The sequence below is a fragment of the Aeromonas sp. 95A genome, from assembly GCF_051919235.1.
GTDB lineage: Bacteria > Pseudomonadota > Gammaproteobacteria > Enterobacterales > Aeromonadaceae > Aeromonas > Aeromonas veronii.
Map to the genome: position 1 here is coordinate 221,021 of NZ_JBQBFC010000001.1, position 15,917 is coordinate 236,937.

15 protein-coding genes and 1 tRNA gene are annotated in these 15,917 nt (G+C 46.6%); 14 read left to right on the forward strand and 2 right to left on the reverse strand.

All coding sequences use genetic code 11. From position 1 onward, the window contains the following. Nucleotides 1-70: 70 nt before the first annotated feature. A complete protein-coding gene (locus tag ACTG2U_RS00950) occupies nt 71-652 on the forward strand; it encodes a thymidine kinase (protein WP_005351181.1) in 582 nt (193 codons plus the stop codon). An 80-nt stretch (nt 653-732) separates the two neighbouring features. On the opposite strand, the gene ACTG2U_RS00955 is transcribed toward ACTG2U_RS00950, so the two are convergent. Further along, on the reverse strand, nt 733-2,070 hold the full coding sequence (locus tag ACTG2U_RS00955) for a flavohemoglobin expression-modulating QEGLA motif protein (protein WP_158110736.1): 1,338 nt from the start codon (nt 2,068-2,070) through the stop codon (nt 733-735). Nucleotides 2,071-2,228: 158 nt separating this feature from the next. Here ACTG2U_RS00955 and ACTG2U_RS00960 point away from each other — a divergent pair, with 158 nt between their 5' ends. The 7 genes from ACTG2U_RS00960 to ACTG2U_RS00990 all read left to right on the forward strand — a co-directional run bounded on the left by ACTG2U_RS00960 (nt 2,229) and on the right by ACTG2U_RS00990 (nt 9,332). Beyond that, nucleotides 2,229-2,684, forward strand: a complete 456-nt coding sequence (locus tag ACTG2U_RS00960) for a YbjN domain-containing protein (RefSeq protein ID WP_005337119.1) — start codon at nt 2,229-2,231, stop codon at nt 2,682-2,684. Nucleotides 2,685-2,818: 134 nt separating this feature from the next. Further along, nucleotides 2,819-2,906 (forward strand) — tRNA-Ser (locus ACTG2U_RS00965). Nucleotides 2,907-2,989: 83 nt separating this feature from the next. Then, nucleotides 2,990-4,297 carry a site-specific integrase gene (locus ACTG2U_RS00970; RefSeq protein WP_240040055.1) on the forward strand — a complete coding sequence of 436 codons (1,308 nt, stop codon included), beginning with the start codon at nt 2,990-2,992 and terminating at the stop codon, nt 4,295-4,297. A 712-nt stretch (nt 4,298-5,009) separates the two neighbouring features. Next, a complete protein-coding gene (locus tag ACTG2U_RS00975) occupies nt 5,010-6,206 on the forward strand; it encodes a tyrosine-type recombinase/integrase (protein ID WP_051773550.1) in 1,197 nt (398 codons plus the stop codon). Between the two features lie 137 nt (nt 6,207-6,343). Beyond that, nucleotides 6,344-7,306, forward strand: a complete 963-nt coding sequence (locus ACTG2U_RS00980) for a site-specific integrase (RefSeq protein ID WP_439973887.1) — start codon at nt 6,344-6,346, stop codon at nt 7,304-7,306. Between the two features lie 537 nt (nt 7,307-7,843). Then, the gene (locus ACTG2U_RS00985; protein WP_016351021.1) at nt 7,844-8,101 is read left to right on the forward strand and encodes a hypothetical protein; all 258 of its coding nucleotides are present in this window, start codon (nt 7,844-7,846) and stop codon (nt 8,099-8,101) included. 220 nt (nt 8,102-8,321) lie between these two features. Further along, nucleotides 8,322-9,332 carry an AAA family ATPase gene (locus ACTG2U_RS00990; protein ID WP_439973888.1) on the forward strand — a complete coding sequence of 337 codons (1,011 nt, stop codon included), beginning with the start codon at nt 8,322-8,324 and terminating at the stop codon, nt 9,330-9,332. Nucleotides 9,333-10,188: 856 nt separating this feature from the next. On the opposite strand, the gene ACTG2U_RS00995 is transcribed toward ACTG2U_RS00990, so the two are convergent. Continuing rightward, entirely contained in the window at nt 10,189-10,443 is a 255-nt protein-coding gene (locus ACTG2U_RS00995) for a phage integrase N-terminal SAM-like domain-containing protein (protein WP_439973889.1), read from the reverse strand. A 224-nt stretch (nt 10,444-10,667) separates the two neighbouring features. Between ACTG2U_RS00995 and ACTG2U_RS01000 the strand changes: the two genes are divergently transcribed. The 6 genes from ACTG2U_RS01000 (at nt 10,668) to ACTG2U_RS01025 (ending at nt 15,899) form a co-directional block, all read left to right on the forward strand. Beyond that, complete coding sequence (locus ACTG2U_RS01000; RefSeq protein WP_439973890.1) at nt 10,668-11,180, forward strand: hypothetical protein; 513 nt, start codon at nt 10,668-10,670, stop codon at nt 11,178-11,180. A gap of 96 nt (nt 11,181-11,276) precedes the next feature. Continuing rightward, nucleotides 11,277-11,699 carry a GNAT family N-acetyltransferase gene (locus tag ACTG2U_RS01005; protein ID WP_439973891.1) on the forward strand — a complete coding sequence of 141 codons (423 nt, stop codon included), beginning with the start codon at nt 11,277-11,279 and terminating at the stop codon, nt 11,697-11,699. A 347-nt stretch (nt 11,700-12,046) separates the two neighbouring features. After that, nucleotides 12,047-12,394, forward strand: coding sequence for a hypothetical protein (locus ACTG2U_RS01010; RefSeq protein WP_439973892.1), 348 nt, complete (start codon nt 12,047-12,049; stop codon nt 12,392-12,394). A gap of 94 nt (nt 12,395-12,488) precedes the next feature. Continuing rightward, the gene (locus ACTG2U_RS01015; RefSeq protein ID WP_439973893.1) at nt 12,489-13,694 is read left to right on the forward strand and encodes a hypothetical protein; all 1,206 of its coding nucleotides are present in this window, start codon (nt 12,489-12,491) and stop codon (nt 13,692-13,694) included. Between the two features lie 70 nt (nt 13,695-13,764). Continuing rightward, complete coding sequence (locus ACTG2U_RS01020; protein WP_439973894.1) at nt 13,765-14,472, forward strand: hypothetical protein; 708 nt, start codon at nt 13,765-13,767, stop codon at nt 14,470-14,472. An 89-nt stretch (nt 14,473-14,561) separates the two neighbouring features. Beyond that, nucleotides 14,562-15,899 (forward strand): hypothetical protein, encoded by a 1,338-nt coding sequence (locus ACTG2U_RS01025; protein WP_439973895.1) that lies wholly within the window; start codon nt 14,562-14,564, stop codon nt 15,897-15,899. The last annotated feature ends 18 nt before the right edge of the window (nt 15,900-15,917 follow it).

Consider the following 15,917-nt stretch of genomic DNA (forward strand, 5'->3'; position numbering starts at 1 on the left):
GCGGGCCCCTTGGTTTTGTCAGGGGCTTTGGTTAGCATGCGCCCCATAAATTCAGTTTCGGAACAGTATCATGGCTTCACTGCACTACAAATTTGCCACCATGAATTCAGGCAAATCTACCCAGCTCATTCAGGCGCACTTCAACTATCTGGAGCGGGGCATGCATCCTCTGGCGATGACGCCAGCCATTGATGACCGTTTTGGGGTCGGGGTGATCAGTGCCCGGGTTGGCCTTGAGCTGAAGGTGGACGTGTTCAGCGACAGCTGTGATCTGTTTGAAATGGTGAAAGCGCGCCATGCGAAGAAACATATCGATGTCTTCATCGTGGACGAGGCCCAGTTCCTGACCCGTGAGCAGGTCTACCAGCTGGCTCGCATCGTCGATGAGCAGGATATTCCGGTGATGGCCTATGGTCTCAAGACCGATTTTCGCGGCGAGCTGTTCCCCGGTTCCTACCATCTGCTCTGTCTGGCCGACAAGTTTGAAGAGCTGAAGAGCATCTGCTGGTGTGGCAACAAGGCTCACATGAACTCCCGGGTCAACGAAGCGGGGCAGGTGATGCGTGATGGCGAGCAGGTGGAGATCGGCGGCAACGATCGCTATGTGTCACTCTGTCGCAAACACTATCTCGAAGGTCGGGCCTACAAGTAAGTCGGCTGCGATAATTGAATCGTCGAGAAGGGCGCCAATCTGGCGCCCTTTTTATTTTCCCCAACTTGTATCGCTGTGGTTCAGTCTATCTCGATATCCACCGGCGCAATGATGGGGTCGGCCACCGGCAGGCGTTGAAATAGCTGGCGAAAATGGTGCTGTACCCGGCCGATATCGACCAGCGACATGCCGGAGGCAAAACCGAACCAGACATAGAGGCCGGTGAGATCGCGAAACATCGGCGGCAAATAGCGGGGAGCGGCAATCAGCCCCTCCAGATAGTGCTGATAGAGCACCGGAATGTCATCCAGTGTCACCTTGCCGACAAACAGCATCGGCAGGATTTCGGGCACCCCTTCCAGTACGGCGCTGCGGATGAAGTTGACCGTCTCCACATAGCCACGCACGTAGGAGAGATCCTTGGTAAAGCAGGCACCGCCGCCCACCATGCCGCCACGAAAGACCCGCTGGGTGATCTTGTAGGCGTCGTGCTCGCTGGTGCCCTGCTGCACGAAATGCTGAAACACCTCGATAAAATCGGCGCCGCGCTCGGCCATGTCGATGGCCATCACCCGATCGGAGATGCGCTTGGCCCGATCCGGAAAGGAGCTGAAGGTGAGGGTCTCTATCAGGACAGCCAGCCCCTCCTGACAGGCGGTGATCCGCGGTGAACCGGCGCTCAGCCAGGTGGCATAGGGCTGCTGGCGACCGTTGAGGGTGGTGCCGACATGGACCCACCCCTCGTGTACCTCCAGCACCTGCAAGTCCAGCTCGGAGAAACGGGCGTGGGAGTTGAGCTTGATGTAGTCGCCACCGGCAGCGGCATCGGAGACGATGCCATCGCTCAGCTTCACCTGCACAGTGCCGTCACTGAAGTAGCTCGACAGCTTGCCCTGCAGTTTGGCGACCGCGGCTTCTCCTTCGAACTCCTTGGGGTAGGGGCGCACCAGATGGCGGGCGCCGGGCAGGGAGAATATATCGCACAGGCGGGAGCCCAGCTCCTTGAGAGTCTTGCGATCCCCACGCAGGTGATCGCTGGCAGAGCCATAAAGCAGCTGGCTGTAACGCTGAAAATCGGGTTGGCCGCGCTGGCGCAGCATCTCGATCACCACCATGTACTGATCGACCGTCTCTTGCAGGATCCGGCCAAGATCGTCCTGTGGCCCCAGTTTTCTGCGGATCCGGTCCCGCAGCTCCTTGAGCTCCAGATACTTGTTGCGCGGATCGAAGCCGAGGGGGAGGGCATCATAGAAGTGCCTGTCGATAGCGGGCAGCTCCCTGCCACCGCTTGCCAGAAAGCGATCCTGCAGATGGCGTGGCCATTTGATGGCATCCAGAATGCGGATGGGTTTTTGCAGGGTGAGCAGCTCATCCGAGAGTGATTTCAGATGAAGGCGATACTTTTCTTGGATAGTCATGGGGCCCCCTGTGGGGCAAGCGTCATCGTGGATTTGGCTGAGTATATGCATAGCGCTTGCCAAAAAGAAGCGAGGCGCAGGGTTATCGGGTTGGCGTGCTTTTTGTTGATAGCAAATTGGTTTAGACTGCGCCCCTTGATCCCAATCTTGTCGTGGAAATGATGAATATCCCCAGCTCCGAAATGATAATGCGTTGGTTGCAACAGGCTCGTATCGAGCACTATGTCTGCGACCAGTGTCACGGTATCCACATTGTCTCTTTGCAGTCGGTCGATGGTATTCAGGAAAGCCGGATCTTCGTGGAAGAGGAAGGCCTGCTGTTCTCCTCCGAGCTGGAAGTGCGCCCCTCCGCAATGCTGCCGCTGGTTGCCGAACTGGGCCGACTCAATATGCAGTACCCCTCCCTCAAGGTGTTCCTCGATATCATCGATGACAACCTGCCGCGGCTGGTGGTCGGCCACACCGTCTTTACCAAGGCCGGACTCAGCGTCGAGCAGTTCCTGCTGTTCGTGCAAAGCACCATCGCTGCCACCCACGAACTGGTTGCCGAATGCGAACGTTCTGGCTTCCTCAATCTGCCGGAAATCCAGGTCGCACCGGAATCTGTGCATTAAGTGTTCGAACGGTTCGCCAGGTGAAAAAAGCCGTTGACGCGGGCGGGGCTTTCCCCTAAATTACGCCCCGTTCCAGCGCAACAGCGTAGCGAACACCGTGTTGGCTGAACACGTTAAACCACAGACCAAAATTTGGTGAGGTGTCCGAGTGGCTGAAGGAGCACGCCTGGAAAGTGTGTATACGGCAACGTATCGAGGGTTCGAATCCCTCCCTCACCGCCAAATATAACCCGTTGAATTTCAACGGGTTTTTTCATTTCTAGACTTACGTGATTTTTTTCCTGGATCAACTGGGTGGAACAATCATGTATCTGAGTAAAAATGCCTCCGGCACCTACTACACTCGTCTCCCGCTGCCTAAGTCATTACGTGACCGTGGCTTGCCCTTCGCTATCCGTACTTCCCTTTGCACCAAAGATCGTCAGCTCGCAGTAGACCGAAACCTGGCTGTGGCAGCTCGTACTCGCGCACTTATCGCGGCTACCCCTGCTGATACTTCCCCTCGCAGTTTCTATCGCTGGATCCGCGCCGATCTAGACGCGTTCAAAGCTGCGGGGTTCATCCCTCCTCAAACACCTTCCACACCTCGTGAACCTTCTGTTAATGCCTCAGCTTGCCCTAGCAGTGGGATCACGCTCAGCCATGCACTGGCGAGATTCATCGAGACTAAAGCCAGTGAGGGGATCCAGCACAAGACGATGGGCCAGCTCCAACTTCGGATCAACGCCTTCGTCACCTGGGCCAAAGGGGTTAAAGTCGATGAGGTGACGCCCGCGCTGGCACAGGAGTATCGCAACATCTTGCTTCGCAAGAGCGACATCAGTTTCAAAACTAAGACCGATTATCTGGCTGCCCTGAAACAGTTCTTCCGTTGGTGCGTGGCACTGGACTATTGCAGTCGTAACCCATTCGATGGGCTGACGGCAGGTAAAAAGCCGAACAAACGGGCGGATGAGGAGCGAGTGCGTTGGTATCGCCCTCAACTGGCTCAGCTGTTTGCCAGCCTGCGCAGCAAACAATCTCAGAAAGGCAAAAAATTGAGGATCCAAGACTGGTGGGTACCCTTGCTGTGCCTGTATGCCGGGCTGCGACCCTCCGAGGCTTGCCAGCTCAAAACGCAAAATATCAAACAGGTCGAGGGGATTTGGTGTTTGGTAGTCGATGCGGGAGAAGCGGATCAGCAGCTCAAAACTGCCAATGCGTACCGTACCGTGCCACTGCACAGTGCGTTGATCGGACATCAATTCCTGGACTATGTGGAGAGTCGTCGCAGCCAAGGGAAGGTATTTTTGTTCGATGACCAACCATCAGGCAAAGACGACGACTGGGCGCATAACATCACCTGTCGCTTCCAACGCCACCTCAATGAGGCTGGCATCGTAGGTCAGGGCCGTCCCACGCTTTACGGGCTGCGGCATACCTTCATCGATGAGTTACAGCAGGCGGATGTCGCTGAGCATGTTGTAGCCGAACTTGCGGGACACAGTAAAAACGGCCTGACGTTTGGCCGCTATGGCAAACGTGTGAACATTAGGCTGCTGAATGAGAAAATCCAATCCCTTCCTACCGACCTGATACCCCACCACCTGCTGTCAGGGGGAAAATCACCGTAAAGATGACGCATATTTTTTGGGTAACAGGGCTGTCTACCCCCCATGAAAAAACCAATATGAGAGCATTTCTCGGCGGTTTAATGGGACGAGTAGCGCCCTATCCTCATGATTTATAATGATTTTAAGCGCACTGGAAAATATTTAAAAAACCTAATAAAAACATGTTGACATTTCTTTTTCTTTGTGAATTATTCACATTGACAGGTGGGCCTCAATCGTTGTAGTATGCTGATAAAGCTGCTAACAAGGACATAACAACGACAGTAAACACGAAGGATCGAAACGAAATGAATATGGCGTAGAACACACCGACACGTTTATCTCGTTCAAACAAGGGTTATCACCCCTTCAGATTTAAAAAATACCACCAATATCACAGCTATCTTCGATACGCTGAACGGGTTGTTATTACCCAAATTCGGGTGAAGTGAATAACACATGGTATTTGCTTGATGCAATGTTGAGTAAAAATCTGACGGGAACATTTGATTATATCGATTAAATGACATCAGCTATCGCTAATGTATACTTGGCATTTGACAAATTAACAGGATTTTGAGGTGAAACTTATCTGTTTATAGCGTCACAGAGTAATTTATATCGCTGTTTTTAGGTGCACTATTACCCTCTCGGTATCGATGCGTGAGCATCACGTTTTGCTATTGCTGTTTTTGTAATTGAAGGAGTATTTATAACTGTAATGAGGGTAATTATGAACAAACAAACCAATAAAAGGACCGTTCAAAAACAAAAAACTAAACACAACACTGTGCGTTCAGTCATTGTTGATGAGCATTCACTGGCGGCAGCCATTCGTCAGCACCTGGAAATCAAAAAATACCAGTATGCGCAGACAACCTATGACATTTCGAAGCGTAAAGCAGAACAGTTGATAAAATGGATTGGTGATAAACCGCTGACGTCATATCGTGCGAGTGACATTGAACTACTCGTAGTGAAATTTTGCAACAAAAAATATAAAGGAAATACCATTAACCAATATTTGGATATATTGAGACAAGTCTTTGCACGAGCTGTCAGCGATGGTGTTATTCATACCAGTCCAATGGATGGCATTAAAAAATGTAAATTTGAGGTGGACGAACCTGATCCATTTTATCAATACGAAATTAAGGCATTTCTCGCCCTGAAAAGCACCCATTTGCTGGAGGTGTCACTCATCCAACTCGGTATCTCTACGGGTCTGCGCATCAGTGAGTTAATGGCGGTCAGTGCGGAGGCGGTCAATCTCGACAAGAAGACCTTATTGGTTGACCTTGCGTTGGTTGATGGGCAGTACAAAACGCCCAAAACCAGGGGATCTATTCGCACGATAGAGCTGTCAGAACAGGCTGTTGGATCTCTCAAAACCTTGATGAGGCTAGCGGAGCATCGTAAGGCTAAGAAGATTACGGTCACGAGGTCGGACAATCGCACTCAGATGAGTGAACAACGCACCCTGCTGGCTTACTACAGCGCCAAAAGGCGCAGTTATGCCTCGGTTGATGAGTTCCGTGAGCGGTTTTTCAGGCCGTTCTGTCAGGCTGCTGGGGTGCGTTATCGGGGGCCATCTCAATTTCGGCACACCTATGCAAGCCAACTGCTCTCGGCGGGGATCAGCATCGAGTGGATAGCCCGTCAGATGGGGCACACCGGTACGGAAATGGTGGTACGCCATTATGGCAAGTGGTTGATGGAGGACGCCCCTGATTATAGGGGTAGGGCTGACACGGTATTTAATGCCTGTATGGCTGGTCAGCAGGCTCAAGTTACTGTGCCGAGCTGTAATCCAAAAACTGAAGATAAAAACACAGAAAGCGAATTCGATGTCGACGCATTACTGGCAACTCCTGCTGTCATGCAGAGATTGATGAGTGTTTTAATGCAGCGAATTTCTGTGGCGCAGTAAATCACTGTCTACATCACGCATTCAGCATTAATTTAAAACTAAATCGCACCTTTAATAAAGGGATCCACGTCGTGGGTGGGGAAATCCTGCCCACTATCTAAAGAAGGCGTTATTCAAGCGCTCTGGGAGATGACCGAATGGCTACACAGGCAACGGAAAAGGAATATGAAAGACTGGCAAAAAATCATTATGAAACCCTAAAGAAAAAGGGCCTCAATATCACAGCAAAAAACATTGCGGATGAATTGTTGGCTCGCGCTTCAGAATGCAGTCCTGGCTATTGGCGAAAACTGCGCTGTGCACTGGTATATCATCAACAATTGTTGAATTTTCCCGACGCGGCCGAGCGAATTCAAGCCCTGAGTAGGCCAGATATACCGGTTAAGGCAAAACAAAAAAGAGTTAAAAAGGTCGATAATGATGATCTCGTTGCACTGATTCAGTATTTTAAGGCGCGTAATGACAGCGCTATGTTGGCGGCCATATTGTTGTTTATGCGCGCGGGGATAAGACCTGCTGAACTAGCCACCATAACTGCGCAGGGTAATCGGCTCACCGTTATCGGAGCCAAAAAAAGTCATGATGGCAAACGTGGTGCAGATAGGGTCTTACAGTTTGACACGCTGTCGCCAGAGAAATTGCAACTCATGGTGACCGAGGCAAAGAAAGCAAAAATTGGCTCATTGCAGGACAAGCTGCGTGCGGCGGGCAAAAACCTCTGGCCGGCGCGAAAATCGCTGCCGACCTTTTACAGCTGGCGCCATCAGATGGGCTCTGAGCTCAAAGCGTCTGGGCTCGACCGGCAGCGCATTGCCTACATCATGGGTCATCAGGCAACGTCTTCTGTGGACAAATACGGCAATCGTAAATCCGCTAATGGTAACGTGTTACCCACTTGCCCAGCGGATGCTGACCTGAGCCATATCAGGACAACGCACGCCGAGCTTTCTGTGGATAACAAAACTTATCGCCAGGAAGCTACACCCACAAAAGTGGCTGAGCCTTCGCCGAGCGCAGATTCAACTGCCCCAACAACGCCGAGAGGCATGGCGGCATTCATCAATCGGCATCGCGATGCCGATGACGACTTATCCCGATAAGGGAGCGGCTACAGGGGGACTGCCTTGCTGCTATCACAGCATGGCAAATCCCCCTGGGGCGCAACCGTAAGAACGCCTTCGTCGCAACCGTAAGAACGCAGAGCCAACACAGTGTAAGAACGCGGGGTAAAACATTCTTACGAACGTAAGAATGTGGGTGTGGTGAGAGTAGCGAACCCGGAACCCCCGTAGGTTGCGCAGCGACCGGAGTGGGGTGGAGAACCCATTTTTATGGAGGGTATGAAGCGATTAATATGGCATGACAAAGGAGCCGAATATAGGGGTCAAGGTGGAGTCTGACGAGGCACGAGGAGGAACTACCTTGATGCCTATATATCGGTGACGGTCATCCATATTGATGGCGAAATACCAGACATAAAAAATGTTTAGATGATTATTTGTTATTACACAAAACGCAGCCATAACATCGCTTGGTGCTGATCAATCGAGGGCGTTTACATCACAACCAGTATCTAACCAGCAGAATTTATGACAGCCGAAAAGGCACCATATTGTTTAACAACATAGAGGAAATAGATGAAAATTCTAAACGAAATTTTGGCAATCATTTCAGAACACCCGCGCACCGGATCTAGCAGGGTGCTGGCTGCTGCGTTGGCATCGGCATGTAACACTCAATACACAGTGTCATTGCTCGATGTGTCTGTGAGGCTCGATGAAAGTGGCAGGCGGCTGGTTGAGCGCCTTGCTCGGATCACTCTGGAAGCCGATTATTCGAACGATGCACAGGATCGGGCGCTCCAACGCCTTCGGGCGCTCGGGCTCATTTGCTGATCGAGGACAGACGACCAATGCCACCATTGTTGGTGGCATTTTTATACCTGATTATCCATGCCCTTCATACTGATAGCGCAATATCAGACATAAAAACACTGTATCTGCAACAACACGGGGTAGTTAATTATACATATACGCATGATTAGCTTATGCATATATGTAAACGATGAGACATATCAACATAGTACTAAGTCACCACAATAATATAGGTATGTTTATGAATAATGAAAAACATTATAATTTCAGTCCTGCTGCTGGATTAATTTCCAGCCAGCAACGCCCTAATTGGGTGGTGGATAATCTGATTGAAAAAGGCGAACAGTGGATTATTAATGGCTCGCCCAAAACGGGTAAATCGTTGCTTGCAACGCAGTTGGGCTTGGCTGTAGCCAGCGGTAGTGTATTTTTAAATTGGGAAATTAAAAGGCCAGCGCTCGTATTGTATATGGATTTTGAGGTCAATGACAGATTGTTTTGGCAGCGGTACTACACCATGTCGGCACAGACCAACTTGGGAGATGCAAAAAACATTAAAACATTCTTGCGGTGCGGCGATTATAAATCGAGTGATGTATTAGATCCTATGGCATCACAGGCAATAATAGATATTGTCAACGACATTCAACCGGATTTGATCATCTGGGATGTCCTCGCTCGGATGCATAATGCAGAGGAAAACAACAATGGCGAAATGGGTCAGGTGATGCGAGCCATTCGAAAAATCAGCGGCTCAGCTGCACACATCATCGTTCATCACGCAAGAAAGGCTTCGCCTAATGCAGGCGGGGTTAACGCTGGCGTAATGAGCATGCGGGGAGCTTCTTCGATTCATGGTGAGGCCGATGGTGTCATCTCACTGGGGACGCGAGAGGGTCAGGGCGCTCGCTACAGCCTGACGTTCAGTGCGAGGGCGGTTGAAACACCTGACGAAATACTCCTTAATCGTATTGGGCTGACATTAGTCAGTGCCATCGGGGAGGAGCGCGACAAGCTGATGGATGGGCTGCTGGAGGCACTGGAAGGCCAGGAGGCGATTTCTGCCACCACATTGACCAAGAGGTTTTGCCAGTATTTCTCTGTAAAAGAACGGCAGGCAAAAAATTACATAAAAAAATGTGTCGATAATGGTTGGGTGACAAGGGGGGCGACATCTGAACGGACTGAATATGTATTAACAGATGGCATTGCTATCGCACATTTAGCAGATTCATCCACATCCTCCAATTAATTGGATGCAATGGTGCAATGAACTACATATATATAAGTATTGCATGTGATATATTGCACCCCCTTAACAATCCCCCGGCTCGATGAGGATAAATCTACTCTTATCCTCATCGATTGACATCTCGAAAATAAGTAGGTATGAAAGCATCAAACATTAATTTTAAAAAGCCTAGCCCCCCCGTTTGTTTTCAAATCCAAAAGGAATTTTTTCATGAAAACAAAAAACGTTTTTTATTTTACTGGCTGGAATTGAACTTCATGCTGCCTCTTTTTCAGTGCGTTATCCTCCTTATCGCCATTTGTAAAAATGCGTCTCATCGGAAGCCGTCTTTACTTTCATAAATTCCACATAGAACTGCGTTCTATGTGAATATACGATCCAGAGTTTAGCTACGCAGGTCAAGACGTGGCGTAGCAAGGGAGGCAGGGCCGGTGGGCACGGCACAATCAGAATTCATCTCAGAGTGTGAGCTATCCACTTTGAACCCGTTAGGAGAGACCCGTCGGCCAAGTTACTGACGCGGGATCAGTCCTGAACGGCTTCGAAGTGTCTAAAGAAGTCGGGGTGATTCACCCTGTAGCAAAGGGGCTGGGTGAGGGACATATCCGTATCCTCTGCTAACCAAACTACCAGTTTAACAAAGCAGTCGCTCACTAATTCATTGAGCCTGCTCATATTTTTATCCATTTCCTCTTTCCATGTCTCGAACTACTCCCTTAAGATAGCCAAACGACAATCCATCTCTCAGGGAAGCGTCATGGGAGCGATTCGTGACACCAGGTTGGTTAACAGCAGCGAGCTGAGGGCTGTAACTCAGGGGCGGTAGCCTTGCCTGATGAGATAGGTAAGCGAGTGGCTATTCGTTACTCAACATGGTGGCTGTACTAATTTTTTGGTTGTCAATCGGCAACACATTTCGTTCGGCGGCAAGCCGGGTGAGAAAAGCATTGACCTCAGCAGAATCGAGTTCCTGCGTGTGTCGCAGTTGATGAAAGCGTATGAAATTGAGGATCCAGTACAAGTAGGGCTTTTCAGTGCGGATGCTGTAGTGATGTAAACGCATCACTGTCCTGACCTGTTCACGCAGGCGGGGCTTGCTGGCGTCTTCCATGGCTGACCCCTATTCTGTTTTTATATACAGTAGTAATGATAGAGCAAAAAGAGGAGGTCAAGCGAATACGCTCAAGTATCAGAGACAGATTGGTAATGTTTTGTTTTGATTTAATTTTATTTTTGTGTGGTTACTATCAGGGCAGAGCGGAGTTATACGGAAGGCTCTGTTAACGGATTAGCACCGCTTTCCATCTAATCACTGTTAGAACTATGATCGAGCGTATGACTGAGCAAGGTACTCACTGCCATATCCAACGGCCCAAAGATTCCGGCCAAGTTGGCTTCGTATTTATCTGCCCCGGCCGCTTTGAGGAGAGTGAAGGACGGCCTTGTGCTGGCCAGACGGGAAGGGTGCTGGAGGACGGATTGTGTCACCTCGTACAAATGCGAGGCGACCTTTTTACTTCTCGAAATCGGTACGATTACCTGATCACAAATGCATGGCCACAAGTCGAATATAAGAAAAGTACAAAAAGGTCGGTGCCAAATTGTATTGAAGTTACGTCGAAACAGAACATTCAGCGGTTGTTCTCTGAAATTGATGGGCTCTCCCATGTCGTAGCATGCGGTGAACTGGCACACCTTGCTGTGCGCATTTGCGTTGAATTTTTGAACTTTTCGGGAAACGTCGCCTATGTCAAACACACATCTCGTCAGTCTATGGGCTGCCCAACGAAAGAGCAGTACGAAAGCACAGTCAGAGATTGGGCAAAAAGTGTTATTCAACAGTTCTAACAAGTGCAGGCACGGCGACGCCTACTACATTTCGCCTTCGGCTCCATTCCGTAGGCGCGCATGCTGCAAGCGTTAGCCATTAAGAAGGAAGTTTAAGTGAATATAATTGAAATAGAAGGCACTTCTGTAGTCGAAATAGATTCAAAAAATGTACTCCTCAAGCAAATTCAGTGTGAGTTGAATTTAGATCAAGAAACTAACATTACAGATATCTGGTCTGTGATGTCACCTCTGAAGTATTACGTTGCTTTAAATGGCGATATACCAGTCGGTGTACTAACGCTTGTTGGATGTGATGAAAGTCCTGAGATATACAAAATTTATGTTTGTAAGTCTTGCCGGCAGAAAAATGTTGGAATGGCACTATTCGCGCACGTCGAGAAAAAGTTGACACAGGATGGCATTACTAAAGTGTTTGTTGAAATAATCGACGGTTTTTCATTTTGGGAAAAGCTATCAATGAAATACTGTTTCGAATCGTTGAGCAGTGACAAGTATTTCATCAAGTTAAATGGCTAACAAACTATTCAAGAGGGATTCGCAAAGCGTGGCATTTTCACTATGCGTTGTTTTAAGTGATTAAGGTGGTATGCGGCGACTTCGGTATTGCGTTGCTCACACCTTAACAGGGCGTTAGCTGTATATCATAGGAATACTTATGACTGACAAAAACAAAAGGTCTGAAGAGGAAAATACTCGAACAACCGGAGCGGCAGTTGGTGGAGCCATTCTTGGTGCATCAATAGGAGGTCCAGTCGGCGCTATTATCGGGGGAATTGCCGGAGCTGTTCTGGGTGAATCTGTGAATGACAGTAAGCGAGGGTCAAAACCTCCATCTAATAACACACCTAAAGGGGGGCAGCGTCGTGGATAAAGTGATGCTAATTCCTTCGGCAATTTTAGGTCTAATTTTTATTGCGGTTTATAGCTGGCGTTGTTGGAAAACCAAGAATGAATTCAATCATGCCGTAATGATAAATGCTGTATTTCAAGCTAGTGGCATTGTGTGTGGTTTATTTCTGGTTGCTGGAATATTTTGGCCAGAAGCCAAGCAGATGATTTCCGGAATAGATATATACATCTTTGTCAGTGGGCTCGCGGTTTTTGCAGTATCCGCCCAAGGTTTTCATCGTGATGCTATTAAGACAACCTCAGATGAGGCAGAAACAGCTAACAATCAAATTCAGCCGATCGCTGACGCGTCGGCTGATTAGGGCGTTAGGTAAAGGGATAGAAATGACTAGGTTTATTGATCAGTCGACATTTAAGTTGATCAAAGAAATAATATCAGAGAAAGATCTATTCCGAATGTTTTCACAATGGGAATATCATAGAGCTTCATTGCATGGTGTTAGACTTCTAACAAATGTTGAAGGTTACGAATCGAAGCTATTACCTCTTCATTTAAAAAAGAAAACCTTTGAGGATAAATCAAGGGTTTTTCTTCAGGAATACTACGATAGCTCCAATATATTTGTTTTTAGTAATGAAATTCTTAGTGCTCACTTAGATTCTTCGAAAATTGAGGTCCCTTTAGATTATTCGCTACTTTTGGACTCAAACTACGTAGGAACTATAGATCTTTTTTTTCAAGGTAAGCCTTTAGGTAATAATCGTGGAGCATTTCTATCATCTCTTCAACATATTCGCGGTCACAATTTAAATACGGACGCTTTACCATACTTATTTGAGAACGCTGCACATGTCGAAGACCGATGGGACGATATAAGACGAACATTTTCAAATTTCCTACGGTTTTCAACTGCCGTACCAAAAAAAGATAAAGTTGAATGTATTGATGATATAGACATTAGAATTGGCCAGTCTGAAGCACTGAACATTGCAGATGAGAGGCTAAACAATTTCTATTTTGGCTCTGTGGAATCTAAGGCTCTTGAGGAGCAATTACTGAGACGGCAGCGCTTTTATTATATATTGCTATCTATTGTTCACATTGAGCACTGTGATAATGGCAATCTCAAAGAAAAGTTTACAAAGATAATTAAAATATTAGATGAAGAGATGGCGGGAATAGCTTTAAGAGAAGCTATCTTTGCGTATTTGTACTTTAAGAACAATGGGGCGGTGCCAATTCTTGCGAACCTGAGAAAATCAATAAGGCTTGCAGGAAGTTCTTCAGAAGCCTTAAGAAACATTAGCTGGGACATGTTCTTTTTTCGTCTGATGGAAACATGGGCATCAGACACCTCTAGAGGAAAGTTTTTCATTCCATTTTTTGTTACTTTTGATAAACGGTTGGCAGGGTTAAATGAAATATATCCAATAAAAACGGCATTGTTTCATGACTCTCAGAAAAAAATGGTAACGATACCTGTACGTGATGCAAGTGAAGTTATAGATAATGTTGAATGCAATAAAATTATAAAAAGAGCACTTTCAGAAGATAAGGTGAAATCAAGATTAGAAAGACGTATGCCTCCTACTGAAGAATTTAAGGATGAAATGAAAAGAAAGGAGTGTGAACTTGATGCTGTATTTTTATGTAATGCCTAACAATTGCGTTCACAGGAACTCGCTGACGCTAGTCCTGTGACGCTGGCGTTATGCATCATAAGGAGTTACGGTGAGTAGAACTATATTTTTCTTCGTGAAAGTATTTGATAAGAAAGAATATGCTGAAGATTTCATAAAAGGAAAATTGTTCTCGAATCGGCTTTCTTTTTTTAGAAAATATGAAGAAGACGAATCAGCCAATCGAGGTGATAAACATGAAGGTGTTGTTGACTGGCATCAACCAGATCAAATACGGCTAGAAATCAATGGCAGAGTCATTACCGATCTTGCTGGTCCAGTAATGACTCAGATGAACTGGCACGATCACCTAAATGTTTTTTGTATTTATGCAGCTCATAGTGGTGAGTTTGAAGAAATTTCTGAAGAAACGATAGAAGACTTCAAGAAGCAAATCTCTATCCCTGAAGAATGTGAGAATCTTGGCGAGTACGCCGTCATAGTAACCAATGTAACTAAATTTATTGAGCGAGTTAAAGCAGCAGTAAGTTCCAACAATTATGGGATTAATGCTGGGTTGGTTGAGTATTATGACCCTACCAGCTTCAATGGCTCTTTCTCAGAAGTGGAATCTATTTTTAGAAAGCGAGATGAATACAAACATCAAAAAGAATATAGATTTTTTTTTGATACAGGTGTTGCAGGAAATGATCCTCTGATATTAAACATTGGTGACATTAGTGATATTACAATGCAGTGTAAAGTGTCCGACATTAATGCACAGTTGGAAGTAAAACTTCCGAGTGATGAAAATGCATAACAAACGCAATCACATGGATAAAATTTCCGCTGCGCTCCAATTTTTCCGGTGTTGCGGGCGTTACAACCCAATAGGAACTTAGTCTCTAGATGGCAGATCATAAACTTCCGGCAGGAAAGCAGCTAATTCAAGGAATAGCGCAATTAGGTTCGGTTCTTGGCTATCATGTAGAGAAAGAATTCCCTGTAGATGAGCCCACATATGGTGAATCTCCGGCTGTTGATGTCGCTTGGTTTTCACAAAAAGGAAACCGTTTTCCACTTTTTATATTCGAGGTTGAAAGTAAAGCTACCAATGGAATGACTAACAACCCCTTGAAAGTGTATGCCCAAGAGAATAGGTCATTTGAAAAGCCACTATTTTTCTTTCATGTTGTTGCTCAAGGTGGTGGTAATTCTAGTCGCCCAAGAAATCTAGAGTCTCAGTACGGTAAAAACAACTATAGAATTTATCTTGTTGGTACTGATTCAGCTAACGACCTCATTAAAGATGCTCTCAGTCAACACGCCAGGGTTAGAAATGATGTTGATTATATTTCATTGTATCAATTGCTAATAACAGATCTATGGTTGCATAGAGTAGATCATGCCAAGCTTCTTATGCATGCAGCATCATTGGAACTATCAAAGAAAAATACAATATCTTCATTCGTTAGAATTAGCCGAAATGATATTGCAATGTTACCCCAATTGGTTGAGTTGGTGTCAAAAGATTCTGAAGCGGACTTTGCGAATACAGTTTTCGAATCATATCTTGGAAGTCAATGGGCAATCCCTATTATTACTAGTCTGTTATGTGGCTTAAGTAAAAATATTAGCGAGTCTAAGCATTGGTCTTCTCTTTTACTCAAATGGCAAAGAGAAAACACATATATGCCAATGATTACTCCTGCATTTGGACTATCTAGGGATTACGACGAATTCATTTTGGGGTGTGCGCCACAGTTAATAACATTTTGTATTGTAGCATCTTCTATTGATGAAGGTTTGTGTTTAGAATTTATTAATGTGCTTGACGAAATACTCGATAAAGTTGGTGTTTGTTGGGTTGGTTTGAACTCCGCAATCTACTTGCTCCATCTTGGCGCTGCCATCAATGATGCCGAATTCTTCGAAAAAGCAAAAAAGTATCTTTTGGAATTTAAGTTGTTATCGGAGGACGATATTTTTTCTCCACCATCATGTGTTTCAGTAATGGAGGGTGAGTTCGAAGATTACTTCAAAGGCGGAGAGTTAGTTGAAATTCAAAACCTTTTCGACTTCACAAATTTATGTAAGCAACGGTACTCGGAAAACTACACCAGTATTACAGAAATGGTGCTTAGAGCACTTGATGATGATTCGTACATTTATGAGTGGTCGTCCGAATTACTGGGCGCTCTTTGGTCATCAGTTGCTAACAAAGCATTGCAGCGGATAAGCCGCTGAATGCGGTGTTAAATACCT

Excerpts from the sequence above, each read along its gene's own strand:
- ACTG2U_RS00950 (WP_005351181.1), top strand. The coding sequence starts at position 71 with ATGGCTTCACTGCACTACAAATTTGCCACCATGAATTCAGGCAAATCT.
- ACTG2U_RS00955 (WP_158110736.1), bottom strand. The coding sequence starts at position 2,070 with ATGACTATCCAAGAAAAGTATCGCCTTCATCTGAAATCACTCTCGGAT.
- ACTG2U_RS00960 (WP_005337119.1), top strand. The coding sequence starts at position 2,229 with ATGATGAATATCCCCAGCTCCGAAATGATAATGCGTTGGTTGCAACAG.
- ACTG2U_RS00970 (WP_240040055.1), top strand. The coding sequence starts at position 2,990 with ATGTATCTGAGTAAAAATGCCTCCGGCACCTACTACACTCGTCTCCCG.
- ACTG2U_RS00975 (WP_051773550.1), top strand. The coding sequence starts at position 5,010 with ATGAACAAACAAACCAATAAAAGGACCGTTCAAAAACAAAAAACTAAA.
- ACTG2U_RS00980 (WP_439973887.1), top strand. The coding sequence starts at position 6,344 with ATGGCTACACAGGCAACGGAAAAGGAATATGAAAGACTGGCAAAAAAT.
- ACTG2U_RS00985 (WP_016351021.1), top strand. The coding sequence starts at position 7,844 with ATGAAAATTCTAAACGAAATTTTGGCAATCATTTCAGAACACCCGCGC.
- ACTG2U_RS00990 (WP_439973888.1), top strand. The coding sequence starts at position 8,322 with ATGAATAATGAAAAACATTATAATTTCAGTCCTGCTGCTGGATTAATT.
- ACTG2U_RS00995 (WP_439973889.1), bottom strand. The coding sequence starts at position 10,443 with ATGGAAGACGCCAGCAAGCCCCGCCTGCGTGAACAGGTCAGGACAGTG.
- ACTG2U_RS01000 (WP_439973890.1), top strand. The coding sequence starts at position 10,668 with ATGACTGAGCAAGGTACTCACTGCCATATCCAACGGCCCAAAGATTCC.
- ACTG2U_RS01015 (WP_439973893.1), top strand. The coding sequence starts at position 12,489 with ATGTTTTCACAATGGGAATATCATAGAGCTTCATTGCATGGTGTTAGA.
- ACTG2U_RS01025 (WP_439973895.1), top strand. The coding sequence starts at position 14,562 with ATGGCAGATCATAAACTTCCGGCAGGAAAGCAGCTAATTCAAGGAATA.